The 23,378-nt window shown below is 60.4% G+C and carries 24 protein-coding genes and 2 pseudogenes; all 26 read right to left on the bottom strand.

Translation table 11 applies throughout. The annotated features are described in order from the left end of the window. Positions 1-11: 11 nt before the first annotated feature. Positions 12-629: a 3-isopropylmalate dehydratase small subunit gene (locus tag IPP35_00335; protein MBL0057595.1), complete on the bottom strand. Its 618-nt coding sequence runs from the start codon at positions 627-629 to the stop codon at positions 12-14. Further along, entirely contained in the window at positions 626-2,029 is a 1,404-nt protein-coding gene (gene leuC, locus IPP35_00330) for a 3-isopropylmalate dehydratase large subunit (GenBank protein MBL0057594.1), read from the bottom strand. Before leuC ends, IPP35_00335 begins: the two co-directional genes overlap by 4 nt. Continuing rightward, positions 2,026-3,579, bottom strand: a pseudogene (locus IPP35_00325) (2-isopropylmalate synthase). Before IPP35_00325 ends, leuC begins: the two are co-directional and overlap by 4 nt. Then, entirely contained in the window at positions 3,580-4,473 is an 894-nt protein-coding gene (gene pssA / locus IPP35_00320) for a CDP-diacylglycerol--serine O-phosphatidyltransferase (protein ID MBL0057593.1), read from the bottom strand. Then, on the bottom strand, positions 4,470-5,186 hold the full coding sequence (locus IPP35_00315; GenBank protein MBL0057592.1) for a phosphatidylserine decarboxylase: 717 nt from the start codon (positions 5,184-5,186) through the stop codon (positions 4,470-4,472). Before IPP35_00315 ends, pssA begins: the two co-directional genes overlap by 4 nt. A 9-nt stretch (positions 5,187-5,195) precedes the next feature. Next, a pseudogene (gene ilvC, locus IPP35_00310) lies at positions 5,196-6,235 on the bottom strand (ketol-acid reductoisomerase). A 141-nt stretch (positions 6,236-6,376) separates the two neighbouring features. After that, entirely contained in the window at positions 6,377-8,728 is a 2,352-nt protein-coding gene (ilvB, locus tag IPP35_00305) for a biosynthetic-type acetolactate synthase large subunit (protein ID MBL0057591.1), read from the bottom strand. A 269-nt stretch (positions 8,729-8,997) separates the two neighbouring features. Continuing rightward, positions 8,998-9,750: a hypothetical protein gene (locus IPP35_00300; GenBank protein MBL0057590.1), complete on the bottom strand. Its 753-nt coding sequence runs from the start codon at positions 9,748-9,750 to the stop codon at positions 8,998-9,000. Between the two features lie 43 nt (positions 9,751-9,793). Beyond that, complete coding sequence (locus tag IPP35_00295) at positions 9,794-10,084, bottom strand: hypothetical protein (protein ID MBL0057589.1); 291 nt, start codon at positions 10,082-10,084, stop codon at positions 9,794-9,796. Next, a complete protein-coding gene (locus tag IPP35_00290; protein ID MBL0057588.1) occupies positions 10,085-11,767 on the bottom strand; it encodes a citramalate synthase in 1,683 nt (560 codons plus the stop codon). Further along, complete coding sequence (locus tag IPP35_00285; GenBank protein ID MBL0057587.1) at positions 11,697-12,932, bottom strand: aspartate kinase; 1,236 nt, start codon at positions 12,930-12,932, stop codon at positions 11,697-11,699. The genes IPP35_00290 and IPP35_00285 overlap by 71 nt, the downstream gene beginning before the upstream one ends. 82 nt (positions 12,933-13,014) lie before the next feature. Continuing rightward, positions 13,015-13,881, bottom strand: a complete 867-nt coding sequence (thrB, locus tag IPP35_00280; GenBank protein ID MBL0057586.1) for a homoserine kinase — start codon at positions 13,879-13,881, stop codon at positions 13,015-13,017. A 123-nt stretch (positions 13,882-14,004) separates the two neighbouring features. Further along, positions 14,005-15,393, bottom strand: coding sequence for a phosphomethylpyrimidine synthase ThiC (gene thiC / locus IPP35_00275; GenBank protein ID MBL0057585.1), 1,389 nt, complete (start codon positions 15,391-15,393; stop codon positions 14,005-14,007). Next, entirely contained in the window at positions 15,390-16,118 is a 729-nt protein-coding gene (gene thiE, locus IPP35_00270; GenBank protein ID MBL0057584.1) for a thiamine phosphate synthase, read from the bottom strand. Before thiE ends, thiC begins: the two co-directional genes overlap by 4 nt. A 25-nt stretch (positions 16,119-16,143) precedes the next feature. Further along, positions 16,144-16,413: a DUF2442 domain-containing protein gene (locus tag IPP35_00265; protein MBL0057583.1), complete on the bottom strand. Its 270-nt coding sequence runs from the start codon at positions 16,411-16,413 to the stop codon at positions 16,144-16,146. Positions 16,414-16,422: 9 nt separating this feature from the next. Further along, on the bottom strand, positions 16,423-16,692 hold the full coding sequence (locus IPP35_00260; protein ID MBL0057582.1) for a DUF4160 domain-containing protein: 270 nt from the start codon (positions 16,690-16,692) through the stop codon (positions 16,423-16,425). Positions 16,693-16,731: 39 nt separating this feature from the next. After that, positions 16,732-17,094, bottom strand: a complete 363-nt coding sequence (locus tag IPP35_00255) for a hypothetical protein (protein MBL0057581.1) — start codon at positions 17,092-17,094, stop codon at positions 16,732-16,734. Between the two features lie 61 nt (positions 17,095-17,155). Further along, complete coding sequence (locus IPP35_00250; protein MBL0057580.1) at positions 17,156-17,647, bottom strand: adenylyltransferase/cytidyltransferase family protein; 492 nt, start codon at positions 17,645-17,647, stop codon at positions 17,156-17,158. 22 nt (positions 17,648-17,669) lie between these two features. Then, positions 17,670-18,287 (bottom strand): D-sedoheptulose 7-phosphate isomerase, encoded by a 618-nt coding sequence (locus IPP35_00245; GenBank protein ID MBL0057579.1) that lies wholly within the window; start codon positions 18,285-18,287, stop codon positions 17,670-17,672. A gap of 8 nt (positions 18,288-18,295) precedes the next feature. After that, the gene (gene accC / locus IPP35_00240; protein MBL0057578.1) at positions 18,296-19,675 is read right to left on the bottom strand and encodes an acetyl-CoA carboxylase biotin carboxylase subunit; all 1,380 of its coding nucleotides are present in this window, start codon (positions 19,673-19,675) and stop codon (positions 18,296-18,298) included. Further along, positions 19,675-20,124, bottom strand: coding sequence for a hypothetical protein (locus IPP35_00235; protein MBL0057577.1), 450 nt, complete (start codon positions 20,122-20,124; stop codon positions 19,675-19,677). The genes accC and IPP35_00235 overlap by 1 nt, the downstream gene beginning before the upstream one ends. Continuing rightward, positions 20,121-20,678 carry an elongation factor P gene (gene efp, locus IPP35_00230; protein ID MBL0057576.1) on the bottom strand — a complete coding sequence of 186 codons (558 nt, stop codon included), beginning with the start codon at positions 20,676-20,678 and terminating at the stop codon, positions 20,121-20,123. The genes IPP35_00235 and efp overlap by 4 nt, the downstream gene beginning before the upstream one ends. Positions 20,679-20,710: 32 nt before the next feature. Continuing rightward, positions 20,711-21,313, bottom strand: a complete 603-nt coding sequence (locus IPP35_00225) for a M24 family metallopeptidase (protein ID MBL0057575.1) — start codon at positions 21,311-21,313, stop codon at positions 20,711-20,713. Continuing rightward, positions 21,283-21,777, bottom strand: a complete 495-nt coding sequence (locus tag IPP35_00220; protein MBL0057574.1) for an aminopeptidase P family N-terminal domain-containing protein — start codon at positions 21,775-21,777, stop codon at positions 21,283-21,285. The genes IPP35_00225 and IPP35_00220 overlap by 31 nt, the downstream gene beginning before the upstream one ends. After that, the gene (aroB, locus tag IPP35_00215; GenBank protein MBL0057573.1) at positions 21,774-22,865 is read right to left on the bottom strand and encodes a 3-dehydroquinate synthase; all 1,092 of its coding nucleotides are present in this window, start codon (positions 22,863-22,865) and stop codon (positions 21,774-21,776) included. Before aroB ends, IPP35_00220 begins: the two co-directional genes overlap by 4 nt. Beyond that, a complete protein-coding gene (locus IPP35_00210; protein ID MBL0057572.1) occupies positions 22,862-23,377 on the bottom strand; it encodes a shikimate kinase in 516 nt (171 codons plus the stop codon). The genes aroB and IPP35_00210 overlap by 4 nt, the downstream gene beginning before the upstream one ends. Position 23,378: the final 1 nt, after the last annotated feature.

The following is a 23,378-nucleotide window of genomic DNA, read 5'->3' as shown; positions in this document are numbered from 1 at the left end:
GGGCCCACGGGTTATGAAAGAGAACCCCAGTGGAGGTAGGGAAGTTTCCGCGCCGTCTCTTGCACGGCGGCCATGGCCGAAAACAGGGTGGCGCTGGAATCCCAGGTCCCCTCCATGAAGAGCGCCCTGGCCGACTCCCGCATTTCCAGCGGGATCCGCTTTCCGCCAAACAGGGCTTCCTTCCCTTTCAGATTCACCTCCACCGTCCCTTCGGGATGCTCCGTCGCGTAGGCCATCAGGGCGCGAACGTCCGCCTCCGCCGCCGTGAAAACGGGGAGCCCGATGGCGGTGCAGTTGCCGGCAAAAATCTCCGCAAAGGATTCGCCCACGATGGCCCGGATCCCCCAACGCAAGATCCCCTGGGGGGCGTGCTCGCGGGAAGACCCGCAACCAAAATTTTTGTTCACCACCAGGACGGAGGCGCCCTGGTGTTTCGAATCGTTGAACGGATGAACTTTGGGTTTTCCGCTCGGATCGAAGCGTTCGTCCTGAAAGGTGTTCGCCCCGATGTTCTCAAAGGTCACGCAACGCAAATAACGCGCCGGCATGATGCGATCGGTGTCGATGTCGTCCCCCGGTACGGCGACGGCCCGGCCTTTCACTTGTTGGATCACGGAATCGAGGCTCATAGCATCTCCCGAACATCGGCCACGCGGCCGCGGATAGCCGCGGCGGCCACCATGGCCGGACTCATGAGCAGGGTCCGCCCCGTGGCGCTTCCCTGTCGACCGATGAAATTGCGGTTGGAACTGGAAGCGCTGACCTCGCGCCCCTTCAGCTTGTCCGGGTTCATGGCCAAGCACATGGAACAACCCGCGTTCCTCCATTCAAACCCGGCGGCTCGAAAAAGCTCATGCAGGCCTTCCGACTCCGCCTGGCGTTGAACCTTCTGGGACCCCGGCACGACCAAGGCGCGTACCCCTTTGGCCACCTGGCGCCCCCGGGCGATTTTGGCCGCTTCCCGAAGGTCCGACATGCGCCCGTTGGTGCAGGATCCGATGAACGCCACGTTGATGGCGATGTCCCGCACCGGTTTTCCAGGCTCAAAGGAGGTGAAGCGATAAGCCTCTTCCAAACTCGCCCGCTCTCCCCCGAGCAACGCCCCGGGTTGAGGCAGATTTTCGGAAACCCCCACGGTCTGGCCCGGGTTGATGCCCCAAGCGATCTGGGGCTCCAGAGCGCCCCCGTCCAGGGCCACTTCGTCCGAGAAAGAGGCGTCGGCGTCGGAAGCCATGGAAAGCCACCAGGCCGAGGCCTTGTCAAAAGCGGGTCCCGCGGGAACGTGCGGCCGGCCCCGCAGAAATCCCACGGTGGTAGAATCCGGATTGATGTAACCCACCCGGGCGCCGCCCTCGATGGCCATGTTGCAGACGGTGAGCCGTTCTTCCATGGTCATGCGGGCGACGGCGTCCCCGGCGAACTCGTAGGCGTAACCGATCCCGCCCTTCACTCCCAACTGACGGATCACGGCCAAAATCACGTCCTTGGCATAGACGCCTTTCGCCAGATTCCCCGAAACGCGAATGCGCCGCACCTTGGGCCGCGAAAGCGCCAAGGTCTGGGTGGCCAAAATGTCCCGGATCTGGGTCGTGCCCACGCCGAAGGCGATGGCGCCGAAAGCGCCGTGGGTCGAGGTGTGGCTGTCGCCGCAGACGACGGTCAGGCCGGGCTGGGTGAGCCCCTGCTCCGGCCCGACGACGTGGACGATGCCCTGCTCGCCCGATTTGAAGTCAAAATACTTGATTCCGAATTGCCGGCAGTTGGTTTCCAGCGCCGCCATCATTTCTTCCGCCAACCCGTCCGCGAAGGGGCGAGCTTGATTTTCCGTCGGGATAATGTGATCCGCCGTGGCGAAGGTGCGATCCGGAAAAGCGACGGGAAGGCCCTTCTCCCGGAGCATCTGAAAGGCTTGCGGGCTCGTGACCTCGTGGATGAGGTGAAGACCGATGAACAACTGGGTTTGCCCGTTGGGCAGTTCCCGGACCCGGTGCAGGTCCCAAACTTTGTCGAGCAGTGTTTTTCCCATCACATCCCCTTCTTCGCCACGAGCGGCCGTCCGGCGGCCCGAGCGGAAATAATTTTATTCACGGCGTTCAAATAAGCCTTGGCGCTGGCTTCCACGATGTCGGTCGAGGTCCCCTGGCCGGAAACCACCAACCCTTTGTCCTCCACCCGAACCAACACTTCTCCCTGGGCGTCCGTTCCGGAGGACACCGATCGAAGAGCGTATTCCTTCAATTCCGGGCGTAGCCCCGTGATCTTATCGATGGCCCGATAGGCCGCGTCCACGGGCCCGTCGCCGCAGGAGGCTTCCTGAAAAATCTTCCCCTCTTTTTTCAAGCGGAGGGTCGCCGTGGGCACGATCCCCGTCCCGGAGGTGGTGTTCAGATATTCCAGGTGGTAGACTTCGCCCGCCTTTTCCCGCCCTTCCTGGTCCAGGAGCGCCAGGAGATCGTCGTCGAACACGTATTTCTTCTTGTCCGCCAACGTCTTAAATTTTTAAAACAGGATGTCCATCTGCGCCGCTGGGAGAACGTGCCCCAGATGTTTCAGCCGGTTGCTGATCCCGTTCCGCCCCGACCGGGCGGTCAGGAGCAGGGCGCTTTCTTCCACGCCCACGTCCGCGGGGCTCATGATCTCGTAGGTGGTGCGGGACTTCAACACGCCGTCCTGATGGATGCCGGAGGAATGGGCGAAAGCGTTGGCCCCCACCACGGCCTTGTTGGGCTGAACCGGAATGCCGGTCAGTTTCGAGATCAACCGGCTGGACCGGGCGATTTCCTTGGCGTTCACGCCGGTGGTTAAGCGGAAGAGATCCTTCCGGGTCCGGAGGGCCATCACGATCTCCTCCAAGGAGGCGTTTCCGGCTCGTTCGCCGATCCCGTTCACGGTGCATTCCACTTGCCGAGCGCCCTGTTGCACGGCCGCCAGGGAGTTGGCTACGGCCAACCCCAGATCGTTGTGGCAATGGACGCTCACGACCGCTTTTTTGATGTTGGAAACCCGGGCGATGAGGCTTCGGATCTTCTCCCCCCATTCCGAGGGGATGGAATACCCCACGGTGTCGGGAATGTTCACCGTCGTGGCCCCGGCGTCGATGACGGCTTCGATGACGCGGCAAAGATAATCAAAATCCGACCGCACGGCGTCTTCGGCCGAGAACTCCACGTTCTCGGTCAACTTTTTCGCGTAGCGAACGGTTTCGACGGCCCGGTCCAACACCTGTTGGCGGGACATATGGAGCTTCTGCTCCATGTGCAGGTCCGAGGTCGCGATAAACGTATGTATGCGGGGGTGTTGGGCGACCTTCACCGCGTTCCAGCAGGCGTCGATGTCGCCTTTCACCGCGCGCGCCAAACCGCAAATCTGGGGGCCGCGGATTTCTTTGGCCACGGTTTTGACGGCCTCGAAATCGCCGGGGCTCGAAACGGGGAATCCCGCCTCGATGACGTCCACGCCCAGCTCCGCCAATTGGCGGGCGGCCTGTAACTTTTCTTTGATGTTCAAGCTGGCGCCCGGGGACTGTTCCCCGTCGCGCAGGGTGGTGTCAAAAATCAGGATGCGGTCTGGTTTGGGCATCTATTTTCCGTAGCTGTCCAGCGGGTCGTCTTTGGTCCGAACGGAGGTCTCTCTCCGCCGGGAGGGGACCAGAAAATAGCCCACGAGCCCCCACCCGATGTAAGACACGTACAGAATCAAAATCATGTTCTGCGGATACACCCAGATCATGAGCATGGCCAAAACGGTAATAACCAACGCCCGCAAGCCCCGGGGCCGCAGGAGGTTCTGCACCCTAAATTTGGCGTAATGAACGTCGGACACCATCAGGAGGGACAGCAACAGCATGATGGCGGGCACCACCTCGAAGAATACCGGCACCTGGCTCATCACCAAACGCAGGCTTCGAATGGGTTTTCCGATCTCCTGGATATCATACAGCAGGGCGAAAATAGCCAGCACGCCGCCGGCGGCGGGGGTCGGCAGGCCCGTGAAAAACCCCGAGGAAGGTTCCCCCATCTGGGCCTTGAGGTTGAACCGGGCCAGCCGCAAAGCTCCACAGATGATAAATAACAACGCGATGGCGAAGCCCCAGGACTTGTTGTTCTTCAAGACCAACTCGTACATCAAGAAGCTGGGGGCGATGGAAAAGGTCATCCAATCCGCCAAAGAATCCAGCTCAATGCCGAACCGGCTGGAGGTATGGGTGAGCCGGGCCACCAGCCCGTCCAGGATGTCAAAAACCTGACCCAGAAGGATGGCCGTGGCCGCCGCGCTGAATTCTTGGTTCACGGATTTGACGATGGAATAAAAACCGAACCCCATGTTCGTTAAAGTCAGCAAGGCCGGGAGGAGGAAAATCCCCCGCCGGACCGGCGGCTTCGGAGCCAGGGAAGCGGGCGGAAACATGGGTTTATTTTCCCGCCGAATATCGAAGAGCGTCTGCAAAAAGTTCAAAGGACCTCGGTTTGTCACGCGCGAACCTCCGGAAATGGCGCCGCTCCCACGGTTTCGGAAACGGAAGAAGTGGGGGAGGATTGTTCCACCCAACGCCCGACGATCGTTTCCCCCCCGCGAACCCGTTGCCCCTCTTTCACGGTGATGGCCACGTCGCGGGGCACATAAAGATCCACCTGGGAACCGAACCGAATCAAGCCGATCCGTTCCCCCATGTCCAAGGTGTCGTCCGGCCGGACCCAACAGAGGATTCGCCGGGCGATGAGGCCCGCGATCTGGCGGACCACCACCCGCCCGCGCAAACTTTCAATTTCCACGGCATTGCATTCGTTGGCGAAGGGCGCGCGAGGATCCCGCGCGTCCAAAAAGGAACCGGGTCGGTAATGGACCTGGCGCACCGTGCCCGCCACGGGCGACCGCTGAACGTGGCCGTCGAATACCGAGAGGAAAATACGCAGAACCCGCCCGCGCCCGTATCCTTCCCCGTCGATTTCCGCAATTTCCAATACCCGCCCGTCCGCCGGTGAAACGAGGTCGGAGGTCGCGGGAACGGCCCGATCCGTGTCCCGGAAAAAATACATGGAAAACAAGGCCGCCGCCGCCAGCACCCCGCCGACGATCCGGGAGAAGAGGGGGCCCAAGAAAAAGAACAGGCCCCCCAGGATCGCAAACCCAAGGATAAACTTCCAGCCGTCGGCGTGGATCGGAACGAAACGGGAGGAGCGGCTCATGGAGGGCCCTTACTCCTTTTTCTTGAGCCAGGGCATCATGCCGCGGAGCTTTTCGCCGACTTTTTCGATCAGGTGTTCGGCGTTGGCCCGGCGGTTGGAATTGATGACGGGACCGTTGACCATTTTCTCCAACAGGTATTCCCGAGCGAAGGTGCCGTTTTGGACCTCCGTCAAATTCCGTTTCATCTGAGCTTTCGTCTCCGCCGTCACCAACCGCGGACCGCGGCTGTATTCCCCGTATTCAGCGGTGTCGGAAATGGAATAATTCATCCAGCCGATGCCGCCCTCTTGAATCATGTCGGTGATGAGCTTCAATTCGTGCAGGCACTCGAAATAGGCGATTTCCGGCTGATAGCCGGCTTCCACCAACGTCTCGAACCCCGCCTTGACCAAGTCCACGACGCCGCCGCACAAAACGTTCTGCTCCCCGAAGAGGTCGGTCTCGGTCTCCTCCGTGAAGGTGGTCTGGATGACGCCCGCCCGGGTAGCGCCGACGCCTTTGCAAAAGGCCAGCGCGTAAGCCAAAGCCTTGCCCGAATAATCCTGCTCGACCGCCACCAGTGCGGGCGTGCCTTTCCCTTCCTCGAAGGTGCGCCGAACCAAGTGGCCCGGGCCTTTGGGGGCGATCAAAACCACGTCGGCTTCTTTCGGAGGAGACACTTGGCCGAACCGGATGTTGAACCCGTGGGACCAGGAGAGGACCGCGCCTTTTTTCATGTTCGGCGCCACTTCCTCCCGCCACACTTTCCCTGAGCCTCGTCGGGCAGAAGGAAATGGATCCAATCCGCGTCCTTGATGGCCTCGACGTTGTTGGTGATCAGGTTCTTTCCAACGGTCCAGCCGTGTTTCAAGGCCAACGCGTAGCCGCGCCCGCCGGGCCGGACGGCCACGACGACGTTCAATCCCGAATCCTTTAAATTCAAGGCCTGGGCGTGCCCCTGGGATCCGTATCCCAAGACCACGATTTTCTTCCCTTTGAGAAGGCCCAGATCGGCGTCCTTGTCGTAAAACGTTTTCGCTTTGAGCGTGAAACCCGATTCAGTCGTCATAAATGCTCCTTAATTTGAAAAAGCGCATAGGAAGATCGTAGCCCCCCGGTTTCTTTGAAGCGTTTTCCCTCTCCCGCGTGCGGGAGAGGGCGGCCATCGGCCGGGAGAGGGGCCTTTTACAGCGGCCAAATTATAACAAGTCTAGAAGAGGTCAGGAACCGCGTCGCCCTTCTGGGCCGGCGCGGGAACAGCGCCCCGATGAGAGATCCATTCGCCGGTCACCATGTCTTTGTAGGCCGATCCCGGCCCCACCATGGGATACACCATGGCCTTGGGATCGATCATGACCTCCAGAAACGCCGGGCCCTCGCTGGAGACGAAGGCCCCCAGGGCGTCGCCCAGCTCGGCGGGTTTGGAAATGCGTTTGGCGAAGGGGAACCCCATGGCCTCGGCGGCCTTCACGAAATGAATCGAGTGAAGGTTTTTGTCGATGGCGTAATAGCGCTTGCCGAAATACAGCGTTTGCCATTGGCGCACCATGCCGTCCCCCTCGTTGTTCAAGAGGAGGATTTTCACGGGGAGCCCGTAGGTGGTCACCGTTTCCAGCTCGCCCAGGTTCATGCGAATGCTTCCGTCCCCGTCGATGTTGATCACGGTCTTGCCGGGATTGGCGAACTGGGCGCCGATGGCGGCCGGCAGGCCGAACCCCATGGTGCCCATGCTCCCGGACGTCAAGAAATGCCGCGGAAGTTTGTGGCGCCCATATTGGGCGGCCCACATTTGATGTTGGCCCACTCCCGTGGTAAAGATCGCCTGGCCCCCCGTCATTTCCGACAACATCTCCAAGGCGTGATAGGGTTGGATCAACAGGCTTTTTCGATCGTAGTTCATGGCATGGTTCTTCCGGTTGGCGTCCAAGGCCTTCCACCAGGCGGAGAGGTCTTTTTTGAACCCCATCCGTTTGCCCGCATCGATCAGGTCCCGCAGGCCCCGTTTGGCGTCGGCCACATGGCTCCAGGTGGCCACCTTCACCTTGCCGATTTCCGCCGGGTCGATGTCCATATGGCCGATGAACTTCGCGTGGGGAGCGAATTCCGCCACCTTTCCGGCCACCCGATCGTCGAACCGCGCGCCGATGGAGAACAGGAAATCACAATCGTCCACCGCGTAATTGGCGAAGGCGGTCCCGTGCATGCCCAACATATGGAGGGACTGGGGATGTTGGGTGTCCAAGGACCCGATGCCCATCAAGGAGGTCACCACAGGCAAGTGAAAAATTTCGGCGAACTCTTTCAACTCCGCCGCCGCCCCGCTGTTGATGACGCCGCCGCCCACGTAGAGGAGGGGCCGTTCCGACACCGTGAGGTGTTCGAAAAATATCCGTGCGGCTTCTTCCGACAAGCGGGATTTGGCCAAGACGTCCACCCGGCGGCGGTACCCCCGGAGCGGCAGTAACCCCGCCCCGCGGTAAGCCCCCTGCCACAACTGGACGTCTTTTGGAATATCCACCACCACGGGCCCCGGCCGGCCGGTGCGGGCGATCCAAAACGCCGTGCGAAGCGTCGCTTCCAATTCTTCCGGTTTTTCCACCAAAAACACGTGTTTGGCGCAGGACATCATGATGTTGAACACCGGCGCCTCTTGAAACGCGTCGCTCCCGATGGCCGGGCGGGGCACCTGTCCCGTCAATACCACCAGGGGAATCGAATCCGCCGCGGCGTCGCGCACGGGCGTCACGGTGTTCGTGGCGCCGGGCCCGGAGGTCACAAACGCCACGCCCACCTTGCCCGTGGATCGGGCGTAGCCGGACGCCATGAACCCGGCGCCTTGTTCGTTGGCGGGCACAATGAACTTAATCTTTTTATTGTCCGGCTGTTTTTCGTTGAACCGGAAAAAGGCGTCAATGCCGGGCAGGATGGCCCCGCCCGAATAGCCGAACACCGTGTCCACGCCCTCCTGGGCGAATACGCGGGGGATCATGTCGGCCCCCGTCATCATTTCCCCGGGGACATTCTTGCCCTCTTCTCCGTGGGGCAGGAGGTCGGCGGTCAGGTCCAGGGTTTTGCCCCTTTGCAGGGCGATGCGGCCCGTGCGGGACACTTCCTGGATCCCGAAGGGTTCCAGGGCTTGAATGAGGGCGTCGGTTTCCTCCCCGCGCCCGGCGGCCTCCACCATGAACCCCGCCGAACCCAAATCGCTCACCCGGGCATGGAACACCCGGCACACCGTATCCAAAGCCTCGCGGCCCGCCGGAGCGGAAATTTTGACCAACATCAGCTCGCTTTCCAAACAATCATCCCAGCTCAAGTCCGCCACGCGGATCACGTCCACCAATTTATTCAATTGGGCGACGATTTGACCCACCACCCGCTGATTCCCCCGGCACACCAGGGACACCCGAGAAATCCCCTCGATTTGAGTGCCGCCCACGGCCAAGGAATCGATATTGAACCCCCGGGCCGAAATCAGTCCGCTGATGCGGGCCAAAACGCCGGGCCGGTCTTCCACGAGACAAGAGATGAGATGCAGGGCATTCTGTTGGTCAGCGTTCATGGCATTCCCCTTTTAAACAAAAATTCGACTGTAAACAAAAAAACCGCCGGTGGATTGCGCCGGCGGCCCTCGTTCCTTCAGCTTTAACAACCGGCTATCGCGCGACGCCCCCCAGGCCCGGGACAAGGCCCCGGACCAAAAGAACAGCGACGACAACCACCCGATTGTTTAACATCACCCATAGCCTACCAGTAAACCAGATCCCCTGTCAAGTTATTTTTAGCCCCCCTTAGGGGACGCCCTTCACTATTATACTATACGCCCCCCCCTCACTTCTGAAGAGCTTCGATCTCGGCGGTAACGTGTTGATTATAATCCTTCAGGAGCCGCTCCGACACACGGGAAGCGTCACGGGTTTCCGCGATCAGGACTTTGCGTTGGGCACTGATTTCTTTTTCGACGGACGAAAGGCCTTTTTTGGTTTCCGAAATCTCTTTCTTCAGGCTGTTGGCTTCTTTTTTGCTGGCCTTGGTGTTTAGCTTTTTCAATTCCTCCACTTTTTCCAGATTTGCTTTGAGGGATTGTTCCAGGTCCCGTCGGCGCTGGAAAACGGGGCCGACCTTCGTTTCCCATTGAGTCATCGTCTGTTTCAAGGAGGCTATTTCCTTTTCATGGAAAGCGACCAGCGTTTGGAGAGGGGCCGCGAAACCCACCGAGGGAGGAGGCACTGTTTCCACTTTTTTCACTTCGATCGCCGGCGGGACCTCCGCGGGGGATGGCGCCGAAACCGTGGAAACAACGGGCGTGGAACTGAACACCGTATCTTTCGAATCCGTTGCGGCGGTAGAGGTCGTAGCGGGAGCCGCTATTTCTTCTGGTTTTTTGACATCGTCCGGCGGAGTCGTTTTCGCTTCCGTCGCGGCGGGTGCGGGGGTGGAAACAGATTTTTCATCCGCTTTCGGCGCTGCGGCTGGCGGAGAAACAGCGGTGTCTTTGGCGGGGGCATTTTCCACAGGATTTTCCGCGGCGTGAACCGCCAGGAAAAGACTTGAAACGAACAGGGCAACGATCAGGGGTTTCATAAAGTCTCCTTAAAAAAGAATCCAGGTTCTAACAATTTCGGAATCAAAGACCGGCGTCGCGAAACAAATCGTCGGCCATGACCAGGGTTCCTTGGGTGATACCGTAAATAAGGCGGAGGATCGTCAAACCAACGACACCGGCGCCCACCCAGCGGAACGTGTTAGGGGAAAGTCCCCGGGCCCAGCGCGGTGGCAAAAGCGCGTGAAGGCGGTCGCTGAATTCCACGAGGGTGTAGGCTCCCGCCAAACCGACCGTCACCCACCACCTCCCGTCGCCCCGCAGACCCACAAAGGCCAGGAGGACGGCCAAAACCCCGGCGCCGCGGGAAATCATTTAGGCGCGCCGAGGTTTTCGGCGTTGGCTGTCTTTTAGGAGTTTATATTCCACCGCGTCCCGCAGGGCCTGCCAAGAGGCCTCAATGATGTTGCCGGAGACGCCCACGGTGCCCCATTCTTCGTCAGGGTCCCGGGAATTGGCGAAGACCCGGACCTTGGCGGCGGTGCCCGCCGTGGCGTTGATGACCCGGACCTTGAAGTCCATCAATCGCATGGTTTTTAAGCCCGGATAAAATTTTTCCAGAGCGCGGCGGAGAGCCTGATCCAACGCGTCGATGGGGCCGGACCCTTCGGCCACGCGGTGCTCCGTCTTTCCCTCCACCACGACTTTGAGCGTGGCCTCGGCCACCAAGCCGCCCGTGGTCTTATCCTCCTCCACGATCACCCGGAACCCCTTCAGATCAAAAAAAGGTTTGAACGGATGGACCAACCGCATGACGAGGAGATAGAAAGAGGCCTCGGCCCCTTCAAAATGATAACCCTGGTTTTCCAGGGCTTTCACCTGATGGATGATCTTGTCCACGGCCTCGGGGTGTTTTTCCAAATCCACATTGAACTCCCGGGCTTTCAAGATCATGTTGGAGCGCCCGGCCAGCTCAGACACGAGGACGCGGCGCTTGTTGCCGACCACCGCGGGCCCCATGTGTTCGTAGGTACTGGTGTGCCGGGCCATGGCGGACACGTGAACCCCGCCCTTGTGGGCGAAGGCCGAATGCCCCACATAAGGCTGTCCGTCGTGGGGCACCTGATTGGCAATCTCCGAAACGTAGCGGGAGGTTTCCGTCAGGGAAGCCAATTGGACATCGGTGAGGCACGGCCGATCCAGCTTTTTCATGACCCCGGGGATGATGGAGATCAGGTTGGCGTTGCCGCACCGTTCCCCGATGCCGTTGATGGTGCCTTGGACCAGGATCACCCCCTGCCGCACGGCTTCTAGGGAATTCGCCACCGCGGCGTCGGAGTCGTTATGGCAATGGATGCCCAGCGGCGCCTTCGGGAGATGGCGGTGGACGTCTTGAACGATCTCGGCGATCTGGTGCGGGAGGGCGCCGCCGTTGGTATCGCAAAGCGTCAAGTTGTCGGCGCCGGCCTGCAGGGCGGCCTTCAGGCTGGCCAAAGCGTATTCCGCGTTGGCCCGGTACCCGTCAAAAAAATGCTCCGCGTCGTAAATCACCTCTTTGCCCTTGGATTTCAGGAAACGCACGGAGTCGGAGATCATCGTCAGATTTTCCTCCGGAGTGGCCCGCAGGGCATGAAGGACATGCAGATCCCAGGACTTGCCGAAAATGCAGGCCACGGGGGTTTTCACCCGCACGATGGCCGCCAGGTTCGGGTCCGAATGGGCGGGACTGTCTTTGCGGCGCGTCGAGCCGAAGGCGGAGAGACGGGCGTTTTTGAAGCGCAGAGAGCGCGCCCGCTTAAAAAACTCCTCGTCCTTGGGGTTCGAGCCGGGCCAGCCGCCCTCGATGTAGCGCACGCCCAACCGATCCAAGGATTGGGCGATCTTGACTTTGTCCTCCACGGACAAAGAAATCCCCTCCCCCTGGGTCCCGTCCCGCAGGGTGGTGTCGTAGAGAAGAACCTGGCCCGGTTTCGATCGCGGGGCCAAACTATTTCCCCTTGGGATGAGGCTTGTCCAATTCGAAGGCTTTGTGGGCGATGCGGACGGCCTTGGGACCATCGTCTTCCTTCACCATGCAGGCCACCTTGATTTCCGAGGTGGAGATCATATCAATGTTGACGCCGCCGTCCGCCAGGGACTTGAAGAGTTTGGCCGCCACGCCCGGATGGCTCCGCATGCCGACGCCCACGATGGAGATCTTGGCCACTTTATCGTCCAGAACGACCTCTTCGGCCTTGAGGACTCCGGCCGCCTCGTCCAAAACCTTCATGGCTTTTTTGGTGTCGGCGCGTCCGATGGTGAAGGAGATATCGTTCCGCCCGGCCTGGGGAGCCGACTGGATAATCATGTCCACGTTCACACCTTCCTCGGCCAGCGGACCAAACACCCGGGCCGCCACGCCCGGACGGTCCGGGATGTTCCGCAATGTGATTTTCGCCTGCTTGGGATCGTAGGCGACCCCCGAGACCACCACGTTTTCCATGCGCGGCACCTCCGCCGTGATCAACGTACCTTCTTCTTCGCTAAAAGAGGATCGAACGTGGATGTCCACGCCGAACTTTTTGCCCACTTCAATGGACCGGGGTTGCATCACTTGAGCCCCCGCTCCGGCCAGCTCCAGCATTTCCTCAAACGAAATCCGGTCGATCTTTTGCGCCTCGGGAACGATCCGGGGATCGGTGGTGAAAACGCCTTTCACGTCCGTGTAAATTTCGCAGACGTCGGCTTTGAGCGCCGCCGCCAGCGCCACCGCCGTCAAGTCCGACCCGCCGCGCCCCAGAGTCGTGATGTCTTCGTTGGGGTTCAGCCCTTGAAAACCGGCCACGATGACGACGCGTCCCTTTTTCAACTCTCCCAAGATTTTCGCTGGGCGAATATCGGTGATGCGGGCCCGCGTGTGGGTTTCGTCGGCGAAAATCCCCGCCTGGGGCCCCGTGAGGGATACCGCGTGCACGCCCCGATGGTTGATGGCCATGGACAGGAGCGCAATGGAGACCTGTTCCCCCGTCGACAAAAGCATGTCCATCTCGCGCCCGGAAGGCTCATCCGTGATTTTATCGGCCATCTCGATCAAATCGTCCGTCATGTCCCCCGGGGCGGAGACGACCACCACGACGCGGTGGCCTCCCTTGCGCTTGGCGATCACCCGACCCGCCACGTTTTTAATGCGGTCGGCGTCCGCCACGGAACTTCCTCCGAATTTCATGACAACCAACTGGCTCATGGCACCCGTCCCTTCCACGTTATGGCATTCCTTTCAACGCACAGCCATCCCAACAAAACAAGGCGCTTCTCCTCAAACCACCTCAACGAATCCTTCGGGCCCCGCGTGATTCGATGGCCAAAACGGTCGAACGAGACTCGACGCCGTTCCGCTGAAATGCACGCTCCATGGCTCGGGCGGCGCCCTCGGCCCGAAAGACGGGGGCCAGGGCCAACACCGTCGGACCCGCGCCGGACAGCGCCGCGCCGTAGGCTCCCGCTCGTCGAGCCGCCACAACGACCGACATCAAGCCAGGGACCAGTTTCGCCCGATAGGGCTGATGCAAGCGGTCCCCCATGGCTTCGCCCAATAGATCGTAGCGCTTTTCCTTGATAGCACTCAAGAAGAGAGCCACATGGGCCGCGTTAAAAATGGCGTCTTGCCGGTCCACCCGGGCCGGAAGGATTTTACGGGCCCTCTCCGTGGGCACCTGCAAATCCGGCGTGCAGACCACCGCCCGAAGGTTTTTTCTCATGGACGCGTCTTTCCAAGCGACGAATTTGACGCCGTCTTTCGTCACCACTCCGGCGCACAATCCGCCGACCAAGGCCGGCAAAACATTGTCCGGATGCCCCTCGATGGCGGTCGCCATCTCCACGAGATCGGCCACCGAAAATCGGTTCCCCACCGCGGCATTGGCCGCGACGAGCCCGCCCACAATGGCCGCCGAAGAGGACCCCAATCCGCCCGCCACGGGAAGCCGAACCTTCAAATGGAGTTCAACGGCAGGAAGTGATTTTCGGGCGGCCTTAAAAACCGTGCGAACCGCGCGAAAAACCAGGTTGGACGGACCCGTGGGGATGCCTCCGGCGCCCGGCCCGGTCGTCGTAATAGATAGACCGGGTTTGTGGCTCTTAGGCCAGAGAGTCAGCTTCACCTCGTCGAAAAGGCCTAAGGCCAGCCCCAACACATCGAACCCGGGCCCCAGATTGGCCTAGGTCGCCGGAACCCGAACTAAAAAGAACGATGTGGAGGCTTTTTCATTTTTTCCCTCTCCGACCGCCCCGCGACAGGATGGCCCGAGGATTCCGGGCTACGTCCTGAGGGCCGCGGGGACTTCCGCCGGGGTGTCCAGTGTCGGAGCCACCACGCCCGCCTGAACGTGCGCCGCGTGCTCCTGCACGAGCCGGTGGACGTCCTGGGTAATGCGCATGGAACAGAATTTGGGGCCGCACATGGAACAGAAGCGCGCGTCCTTAAAGCCTTCCTCCGGAAGGGTCGCATCGTGCTTGGCCTGGGCGGCTTCCGGGTCGAGAGACAAGCGGAACTGATCCTTCCAACGAAACTCAAACCGGGCTTTGGAAAGTTCGTCGTCCCGGTCCCGCGCGCCGGGACGGCCCCGGGCGATGTCGGAGGCGTGGGCGGCGATTTTGTAGGCGATGCATCCCTGCCGCACGTCATCGGCGTTCGGCAAAGACAAATGTTCCGCCGGAGTCACGTAGCAAAGTAGCGAGGCCCCGGCCCACCCCATGACGGCGGCGCCGATGGCGGAGGTGATGTGATCATACCCCGGCGCGATGTCGGTGACGAGGGGGCCCAACGTGTAGAAGGGCGCCTCGTGGCACCACTTTTGTTGGATCTCCGCGTTCATCTTGATTAAATGGAGCGGCACGTGGCCCGGACCTTCGATCATCACCTGGACGTCGTGCTCCCAGGACTTAAGCGTCAGCTCGCCCAACACTTTCAGCTCTCCGAACTGGGCTTCGTCGTTGGCGTCGTGCAGACAACCCGGTCGGAGGCCGTCCCCGAGGGAAAAAGAGACGTCATACTGTTTAAAGATCTCGCAGAGTTCCCCGAAGTGCGTGTACAGGAAGTTTTCTTGATTGTGGGAAATCATCCATTGGGCCAAAAGAGATCCCCCCCGGGAGACGATGCCGGTGAGGCGGTTTTTGGTCAGGGGGATGTGTTCCCTGAGAAGTCCCGCGTGGATGGTCATGTAGTCCACCCCCTGGCGGGCCTGCTTTTCCACTTCGTCCAGGAAAAGCTGGGGCGTGATTTCCTCCACTTTCCCCACACGGGCCAACACCCCGTAGATCGGCACGGTGCCCACCGGCACCTTCGAATGGGCGATCACGGCTTCCCGGGTCGCGTCCAAGTCCTTGCCGGTGGAAAGGTCCATGACGGTGTCGGCGTGGTATTTAATCGCCAGGTCGACCTTGTTTAATTCGCACGGGATGTCCGACGTGGTGGAGGAGTTGCCCAGGTTGGCGTTGATCTTGCAGTTGAAGTTAATCCCGATGACCATGGGGTCCAGGCGGTGTTTCAAGTGGTTCACGTTGGCGGGGATGATGGCGCGGCCCCGGGCGACTTCCTGTCGGATGAACTCCGGCTCCACCTTTTCCACCACGGAAATCCGTTTCATTTCGGGGGTGACTTCACCCGCTTTCGCCCGATGCATTTGGGTCAGGTTTTTATTGCTCATGGTTTCGGCCTCCCGGCAACCGCCGTCGCTTTCCGACTTTCCTTCGCCCTCAAAATCAGGTCCTTCAATTCCCTGGCGGCCCCTTCGACATCCGCCGCGCCGGACACCGCCCGAACCACGGCCACCCGGTCCGCTCCCGCCGCCACCGCCTGGGCGGCGTTGGTGGCATCGATGCCCCCGATGGCCACCACCGGGATCCGGATAAGCTGGCTGTATTCTTTCAAGAGGGCCAAACCCACCGGCGCGTAGTCGGGCTTGGTCGGAGTGGCGAAAAGCGGGCCGCAACTCACGTAGTCCGCGCCGTCCCCCACCGCGGCCAGGGCCTGGGCCGTGGAATGGGTGGAACACCCGATTCGTTTCTTGTGCCCCAGCATCTCCCGGACCACGCGGACGGGCAAATCCTCTTGTCCCACATGGACCCCGTCCACGTCCGCCGCCAAAGCCACGTCCACCCGATCGTTCAAGATAAAAATCGTCCCCGTCCGGTCGCAGATCGCCTGGAGGTCTTTCGCCAGACGGAAAAGTTCCCGCGCTGAAAGGGTTTTGTCCCGCAACTGGACAACGTCCGCGCCTCCGGCGCAAGCCGCCTGGACCATGGCCGTGTAACTTTGCCCCGACCGAGGAGGCTGGGTGACCACGTACAAGTGGACATCCGAAAAATCAAACAATCGCTTTTTCAATGAACCTCCCTGGACACGCCGCCAGCGATGCCTCTGACAAAACATCCGTTTTATCGACGACATCCATCGATCAGGCCGCTTTTTTAAAACGCCTTTTTCGCTTCGCGATCGGGTGGCTTTCCTCAAAGAGAGTGTCAGGACAAAGATCTTGCCCGGTCGGCCACTGAATACTTCCCAAATGGACCCGAACAGCCTTAAATTTAACGAGGTCGGAAAGCTCTCGAAAGACCCCGATGGAAAGATAGGGCTTCATGTCAAACAAGCGGTCCGGGCCTTTTTTAAAAGTCAACCGAAGTTTAAATTCGTCCTCAGCCTTCACCTGGATCACCCGCGGATGCATTTCACCCTCCTATTTTAGAGGATCAATTTGAAAAACAGCCTCGCCTTTTGAAGCCAAATCCCAATCGGCCATTAATTCATCCCGATGAATTTCAACCCATGCATGCAGAAGCTTCAGCTTGTTCCCAGGCAACCGGCCTTCTAAAACGCCACCTCCGGGCAAGGAAAGAACGACCTCGTGGCTTTGAAAGCTCGCGTGGATGTGGGGTTTTTTATGCCGTTTATTATCTAGGAAATACATTTTCACAATGATCCCATAAAACATTGAAATGACGGGCACGAGGTTCCCCCCTTTAAGAAACCAACAGGACACAAAGACTTAGTTCGGAATTCTTAGCGCTTTTTTTTCGTCGACGTACATTCGGAACCGAACTTTTTTAAATTGGACCGAGGCGCCCGGAGCGAAAACCTTTCCGTATTCCTCCAAAACCCGAAGGGCCTCTTGCACGCGGCGGAAATTCGCGGCGACGAGACCCGGCCAATCCCGAGAGGTTCCCTCCGCCATCCGGCGACCGAGATCCTTCCCGCTCTCGCGTCCGCCGACCAAGGTCGGGTACGCCGCGCGGGTGGCGGTGTCCAGCGCGTGGCGCGCCTTCCGAAACGACGCGAAGAGAGCTCGATCGTCCCAAAAAAATCGCGCGGTGTCTTCCAGCACCCGGAGCCCTTCCCGGGCGCGGTTCAAATTCGCGTCAAGAACCCGGTATATTTTTCCGGACTCGGCCCCCGATAACGACGCCCTCGGTTTATTTCGCGGACGGCGAAGAACCATAGCGGCCCACGATCCTTTCGATGAGCCCCGTCGTGGACCGACCCTTCAACAACGGGACCCGCACCACGCTCTTCACGACCTCACGGCCCACGATGGAATCGGAGGACCAATCCCCCCCCTTCACCAAAACATCCGGCCGGAGCCGTTGGATCAAGCGGAGCGGGGTGTCTTCGGAAAACCAGGTCACAAAATCCACGGGTTTCAGCGCCGCCACCAGCGCCGCCCGGTCGGCCAGGGGAAGGATCGGGCGCCGCGGGCCCTTGAGCCTTCGAACCGAGGCGTCGGAGTTCAGGCCCACCACCAGAAGGTCCCCTTGGCCCTTGGCCCATTCCAGTACCCGCAAGTGCCCCGCATGGACCAAATCAAAACAACCGTTCGTGAAAACCACCCTCTTCCCGCGCCGAACCTTTTCCAGGACGGCGTTCAGGCTTTCGGAAGGAAGCGCGCGGGACGCGGCGTTCCCCACCCCTCGTTTTCCGCCGATGGGCTTACTTGTACCCACTCGCCTTCCCCACCGCTGGGAACAAGGCGGCTTCCACCAAGGCGCACAGCGTGTGGAGCAGAACCAAATGGCCTTCCTGGATGCGGGACGTTCTTTGAGCCGGAACGTCCAAACAGACGTCCGCCATTTTTTTAAGTCGTCCCCCGCCCTTGCCGGTCCAGGCGATGACCACCGCGCCGGCCTTTTTCGCTTCCCGAACCCCCTCCAAAACGTTCTCCGAGTTGCCGGAGGTGGAAATCGCGACCACCACGTCGCCTTTCTGGACGAAATTCTGAAGCTGTCGGGAGAACACTTCTTTATACGAATAATCGTTGGCGATGGCGGTCAGGGCGGAACTGTTCGTGGTGAGCGCCACGGCGGGCAAACCCGGCCGCTCCTTTTCAAACCGGCCCGAGAGTTCCGCCGTCAAATGCTGGGCGTCCGCGGCCGATCCGCCGTTTCCGAACGCGATCAATTTTTTCTTGTTCTTAAGCGCCTTCACGAGGAGCCGGGCGGCTTTTTCGATGTGCGGCGCCTCCTCCGCCAACCGGAGCAGGGTATCCGCCGAATCCCGCAACTGAGCCCGGATCAGATCCTGAACCGACGTCGCGGCGGGTCCTTCCATTTTCTTTTTCATCCGTGCGCCGGTTGGAGAGCCAAATGCTTTTCGATGAAATCCGTGGTGACGTCGCCGTTCATGAAGGCGTCATGGGCCATGACGTCCCGATGAAAGGGGATCGTGGTCTTCACGCCTTCGACGGTGAACTCGTTCAAGGCCCGGGCCATGCGGCGGATGGTATGTTCCCGCCCCCCTCCGACGCCGTAACGGGTGGAGACGATGAGTTTAGCCATCAGGCTGTCGTAATAGGCCGGAATGGTGTAGCCCTGATAGATGTGCGTGTCGACCCGAACGCCGGGCCCGCCGGGCAGGATCAGCTGGGTGATCTTCCCGGGGGAGGGCATGAAGTTCCGGTCCGGGTCCTCGGCGTTGATGCGGCACTCCAAAGCGTGGTGACGGATTTGGATGTCCGAGGAAGTGAAAAGAAGCTTTTCCCCCGCCGCGGTGCGGATCTGTTCCTTGATCAAATCCACGCCCGTGACCATTTCCGTCACCGGATGTTCCACCTGGATGCGGGTGTTCATTTCGATGAAAAAGAAATCGTCGGCTTTCTTGTCGTAGAGAAACTCCACGGTGCCCACGGTGTGGTATTTGACGGCTTTCGCCGCCAAACGGGCGGCCTTGCCCATTTTCTTCCGAACGCTCTCCGAAATGGAAGACGAGGGAGACTCCTCGATCAATTTCTGATGGCGGCGTTGGACCGAGCAATCCCGCTCCGGAAAACTGACCACGTTCCCGAAGGCGTCCCCCAGGACCTGGACTTCGATGTGGCGCGGCGCGTTCAAATAACGCTCCAGATAAACGTCGCCGTTGCCGAAACTGGCTTTGGCCTCGGTGCTGGCGGCCACGATGGAATCTTTCAGGAAGTTTGGATCCTGCACCACTCGCATGCCCTTGCCTCCGCCGCCGGCTTTGGCTTTGACGAGCACGGGATACCCGATTTTTTTGGCAATCTTCAAAAGGTCCTTGTCGTTGACGTCCACGCACCCCTTGGTGCCGGGGATGATGGGAACGCCGTAATCGCCCATGATCTTCCGCGCTTCCGCCTTGTCCCCCATTTTCCGGATGGCGTCTTTGGAGGGCCCGATGAAAGTGATGTGGCAACTTTCACACACCTCGGCGAAGTGGGTGTTTTCAGAAAGGAACCCATAGCCCGGATGGATGGCGTCCGCGCCCGTGATTTCGGCGGCGGAGATGATGGCGGGAATGTTTAAGTAACTTTCCACGGCGGGACCCGGCCCGATGCAAACCGTTTCGTCGGCGAACCGAACGTGAAGGGATTCCCGGTCGATGTCGGAATGGACGGCCACCGTCCGAATGCCAAGTTCCCGGCAGGCGCGGATGACGCGGACGGCGATCTCGCCCCGGTTGGCGATCAAAATCTTTTTAAACATCAGGCTCCCTCCGACGGATCAATTTCAAAAAGCGCTTGGCCGTATTCCACCGGACGTCCGTTGTCCACCAGCACGCGAAGGATACGCCCTTTCACGGTGGCGATCACGTCCTTGGGCACCTGCATCGCCTCCACGATCGCCAGGCGCTGGCCCGGAGACACCACATCCCCTTCCACCACGAGCGGCGGCCGATCCTTGGGCGCGCGGATGAAGGTTCCCACCATGGGCGACTTTATTTTTTGATGGTGGGCCGTTGGGGAAACGGCGGGGAGGGCCGGGGTTTCCGCCGGGGGCACGGCGGCGGGCAGGCCCACCGTGACGGCCCGCTTAAAAGCCATTCGGCGCCCATCCTTTTCCCACACCACCTCCGACAGGTTGACCTCGGCCGCGAAATCCAAGAGGTCGTTCAGGCTCGGGGAAGCGGCCTCGCCGTTCGGGCGGGACTTCAAACGCGGCTCACGTATTCGTTGGTCCGGGTATCGACTCGAATGGATTCCCCTTCCTTAATGAACAAGGGAACCATGATCTCGATATCGTTCTCCAGGGTCGCGGGCTTCACCATGTTGGAGACGGAATCCCCCTTGATCCCCGGGACCGTGCTCACCACTTTCAACTCGACGCTGGCGGGGAGCTCCACCCCTAAAAATTCATCTTCAAGGTAGGTGGCCTGGACCTCCATATTCTCCGACAAAAACCGAGTGGATTCCCCCAACGTGGCGCGCGAAACGGAAATCTGTTCGTAGGTTTTGGGATCCATGAAGATGTAATTGTCGCCTTCGGAATAGAGGAACTGCATGGGTTTGCGGGCCAAGGATAGTTCCTCGAACCGTTCCCCCGACTTAAAGGTCCGCTCGATGGTGGCCCCGGTGCGCACGTTTCGGAGTTTGACCCGCAACATGGCCCCGCCCTTTCCGGGTTTGTGGTGTTGGAACCAGACGATTTGGTAGACCACCCCTTCGTGCATGAAGACGGTCCCGTTTCCCATATCCGATGTGTTGAGCATGAACTTCTCCTATTAAAAGTTGAAAAACCGCTTTATGGCGTGGTGAGGATTTCGTGGCCTTCCGAGGTCACCCGAAGCGTGTCTTCGATCCGCACGCCGAACCGTCCGGACAGATATATGCCGGGTTCGACCGTGAGGATCATGTTCGCCGCGAGGACATCGGGACTCTTGGGCCGAATCCAGGGAGGTTCGTGAATATCGATCCCCACCCCGTGGCCCGTGCTGTGAACGAAGGTGCGCCCATGTCCCGACCGGGCAATCACGCCCCGCGTGGCGGCGTCCACCTGACCGCCGGTCACCCCGGGCCGGACCGTTCCAATACCCGCCCGTTGGGCGGCGGCGACGACACCGTAAATCCGTCGATAATTCGGAGTGATTTTACCGAAAAAGAAGGAACGGGTCAAGTCGGAGCGGTAGGCCCCCACCCGGCACCCCACGTCAAACAGAACCGGGCTATTCCGTTCCAAACGGGTCTCCCCTGGGATGTGGTGGGGAAGGGCGGTATTCTGCCCCACGGCCGCGATCAGGTCAAACCCGACCCCCTGGGCCCCGCGGCGATAAAACTGTTGTTCGATGGCCCAAGCCATGCCCTTTTCCGTCATGCCTACCCGCAATCGGGGTTTGACGTGCTCCACCGCCTGGGCCGTGACCTGACAGGCTTTCCGGAGACGGGCCAGTTCCTCCTCGTCTTTGACGATCCGTAGTTCCTCCAGGGGGTTCGGGGCAGGCCGGAGGCCCTTTTTTCGGAGCGCGTCGCCCAAACGAAAACCAATTGGTCGGGATCGAACCCGATCCGTTTGAATCGATGTTCCTTGGCCAGGTCCTCCAAAGCGAGAGACAAGCGTTTCCCGACGATCAGCCGGCACCCGGGGGCGTTCTCCCGCACCTGCCCCGCCAAGAGGGCCGAGGCGAAAAGCCAGGTCTTCTTCCCGCTCACGAGCCCGTAAAACCCCTCCGAATGGAATCCTGTCAAATAATAGAGGTCGGCCACGCCTGAAAAGAAGTAGGCATCCCATTTCTTTTTCTCTAAAACCGCCCCCAAGCGATCGCGCCGCGCGCGAAAGACTTCCGCAGAAAGCGTGTCCGCAGGGATTCTCAAAGTCCCACCTCCGCCAATGTCAGTGACACCTGGTCCGGCGCGACCCCGCCCACGACCTTCGCCCGCCCGATGCCCACCGGGACGACGAAGCGAAACCCGCCGTTCACCGTTTTTTTGTCCCGCGACATGGCGGCCAAAATAAGGGGCCGAGACAAGCGGCGAGACACTCGGGTGGGTAGGCCCCAACGTTCAAACAGACGGTCCACCCGGGGAACCGCATCGGCCGGGAAAGACCCCAACAGCGCGCCCAACCGCGCGGCCGCGCACATCCCGATGGAGATGGCCTCTCCATGGGTATAAGCCCGGTAGCCCGAGACCGATTCGATGGCGTGGCCAAAGGTATGGCCCAAATTCAACGTTTCCCGCAAGCCCCGGGTTTCCCCTTCGTCTTTGGAGACCACGGCCGCCTTGATCGCGGCCGAACGCGAAACAAGAAACCCTTGCATTCCGACGTCTTTTTTTAGGGCCGGAAGGTCGATTTTCTCCAGCTGTTCGAATAACGTTCGATCCGCCATCAGTCCATATTTAATGACTTCCGCGATTCCCGTGCGCCACTGCCGGTCGGGCAAAGTGGCCAGGGTCGAGAGGTCCATCCAGACCCGTTTCGGTTGCCAAAAAGCCCCCACGAGGTTTTTGCCTTGAGGCAGGTCCACGCCGGTCTTGCCGCCGATGGAGGCGTCCACCATCGCCAGGAGCGTGGTGGGACATTGAACGAAAGGGATTCCCCGCAGGAAGCTGGCCGCGACGAACCCGGACACGTCCCCCACCACCCCGCCGCCCAGGGCGATCAAAACCGATCGCCGATCAAGTTTGGCCTCCAGGGCCCGCCCGTAAAGAAATCGAACCACCTCCAGCGTCTTGTGGGATTCGCCGTCCGGCATTCGGGTAAGGGATGTCTGAAACCCCGCGCCCGAGAGCCCTCCCAGCAACCGGGCCGCGTACCGCCGAGCGATGGGCGCAGAGCTGATCACCAACACGCGCCGCCCTTGGACCAACGGAGCCAGCGCCCGGCCAAGTTTTTCCAATGGGGCGCCGACCACGATCTCATGGCTCCGGCCGCCGCTCAATGGAAGGGGAATGTGTTTCACGGGCGGGGATCCGCTTGAAATCGTTCCACGATTCGATCGACCACCTGATCCTCCGTGAGAGCGTCGGTGGCGATTTTTTCATGGCACCGGGCGTAAACCGTTTCACGCTCCCGCAACAGCTCCCGCGCGCGTTCCAGGGGGCTCGGGCCTTTCAGCAACGGACGAAGGTCGGCGGTCAAATCGAGACGCCGAACAATGGTTTCCGGCGAAGCCGTGAGCAGGAACACCCGCCCGTTCCGCTCCAGTTCGTCCATGTTCGATTCCCGCAGGGGAACGCCGCCCCCCGTGGCGATCACCGTTTTGTCCATGAGCGCCACCAAGCCCACGGTCTGGGCCTCGAGTTCCCGGAACGCCGCCTCCCCGCCCTTGGCAAACAGGTCGGCGATGGAAAGGCCGGTCTGATGTTCGATCATCTCATCGGTATCGAAAAAAGCCCAACCCAGCCGCTGGGCGAGCCGCTGGCCCACGGAGGATTTCCCCGTCGCCATAAACCCGGTGAGGACGATGTTCATG

The organism is Elusimicrobiota bacterium (assembly GCA_016721625.1).
Taxonomy (GTDB): domain Bacteria; phylum Elusimicrobiota; class Elusimicrobia; order FEN-1173; family FEN-1173; genus JADKHR01.
This window is presented reverse-complemented; position numbering and strand designations above follow the sequence as displayed.

Bases quoted from the DNA above. Each gene is read 5' to 3' on its own strand.
- IPP35_00295 (MBL0057589.1), bottom strand. From the start codon at position 10,084: ATGATTTCCCGCGGCGCCGGGGTTTTGGCCGTCCTCCTGGCCTTTGTG.
- accC (MBL0057578.1), bottom strand. From the start codon at position 19,675: ATGTTTAAAAAGATTTTGATCGCCAACCGGGGCGAGATCGCCGTCCGC.
- IPP35_00315 (MBL0057592.1), bottom strand. From the start codon at position 5,186: ATGAGCCGCTCCTCCCGTTTCGTTCCGATCCACGCCGACGGCTGGAAG.
- IPP35_00245 (MBL0057579.1), bottom strand. From the start codon at position 18,287: ATGGAAGGACCCGCCGCGACGTCGGTTCAGGATCTGATCCGGGCTCAG.
- IPP35_00300 (MBL0057590.1), bottom strand. From the start codon at position 9,750: ATGAAACCCCTGATCGTTGCCCTGTTCGTTTCAAGTCTTTTCCTGGCG.
- efp (MBL0057576.1), bottom strand. From the start codon at position 20,678: ATGCTCAACACATCGGATATGGGAAACGGGACCGTCTTCATGCACGAA.
- thiE (MBL0057584.1), bottom strand. From the start codon at position 16,118: ATGTTTTGTCAGAGGCATCGCTGGCGGCGTGTCCAGGGAGGTTCATTG.
- IPP35_00290 (MBL0057588.1), bottom strand. From the start codon at position 11,767: ATGGTCCCAAGGCCGTCCGCATCGCCCACAAAGCCTTCGAATTGGACA.
- IPP35_00210 (MBL0057572.1), bottom strand. From the start codon at position 23,377: ATGAACATCGTCCTCACCGGGTTTATGGCGACGGGGAAATCCTCCGTG.
- IPP35_00265 (MBL0057583.1), bottom strand. From the start codon at position 16,413: ATGCATCCGCGGGTGATCCAGGTGAAGGCTGAGGACGAATTTAAACTT.
- IPP35_00335 (MBL0057595.1), bottom strand. From the start codon at position 629: ATGAGCCTCGATTCCGTGATCCAACAAGTGAAAGGCCGGGCCGTCGCC.
- IPP35_00285 (MBL0057587.1), bottom strand. From the start codon at position 12,932: ATGAGCCAGTTGGTTGTCATGAAATTCGGAGGAAGTTCCGTGGCGGAC.
- ilvB (MBL0057591.1), bottom strand. From the start codon at position 8,728: ATGAACGCTGACCAACAGAATGCCCTGCATCTCATCTCTTGTCTCGTG.
- thiC (MBL0057585.1), bottom strand. From the start codon at position 15,393: ATGAGCAATAAAAACCTGACCCAAATGCATCGGGCGAAAGCGGGTGAA.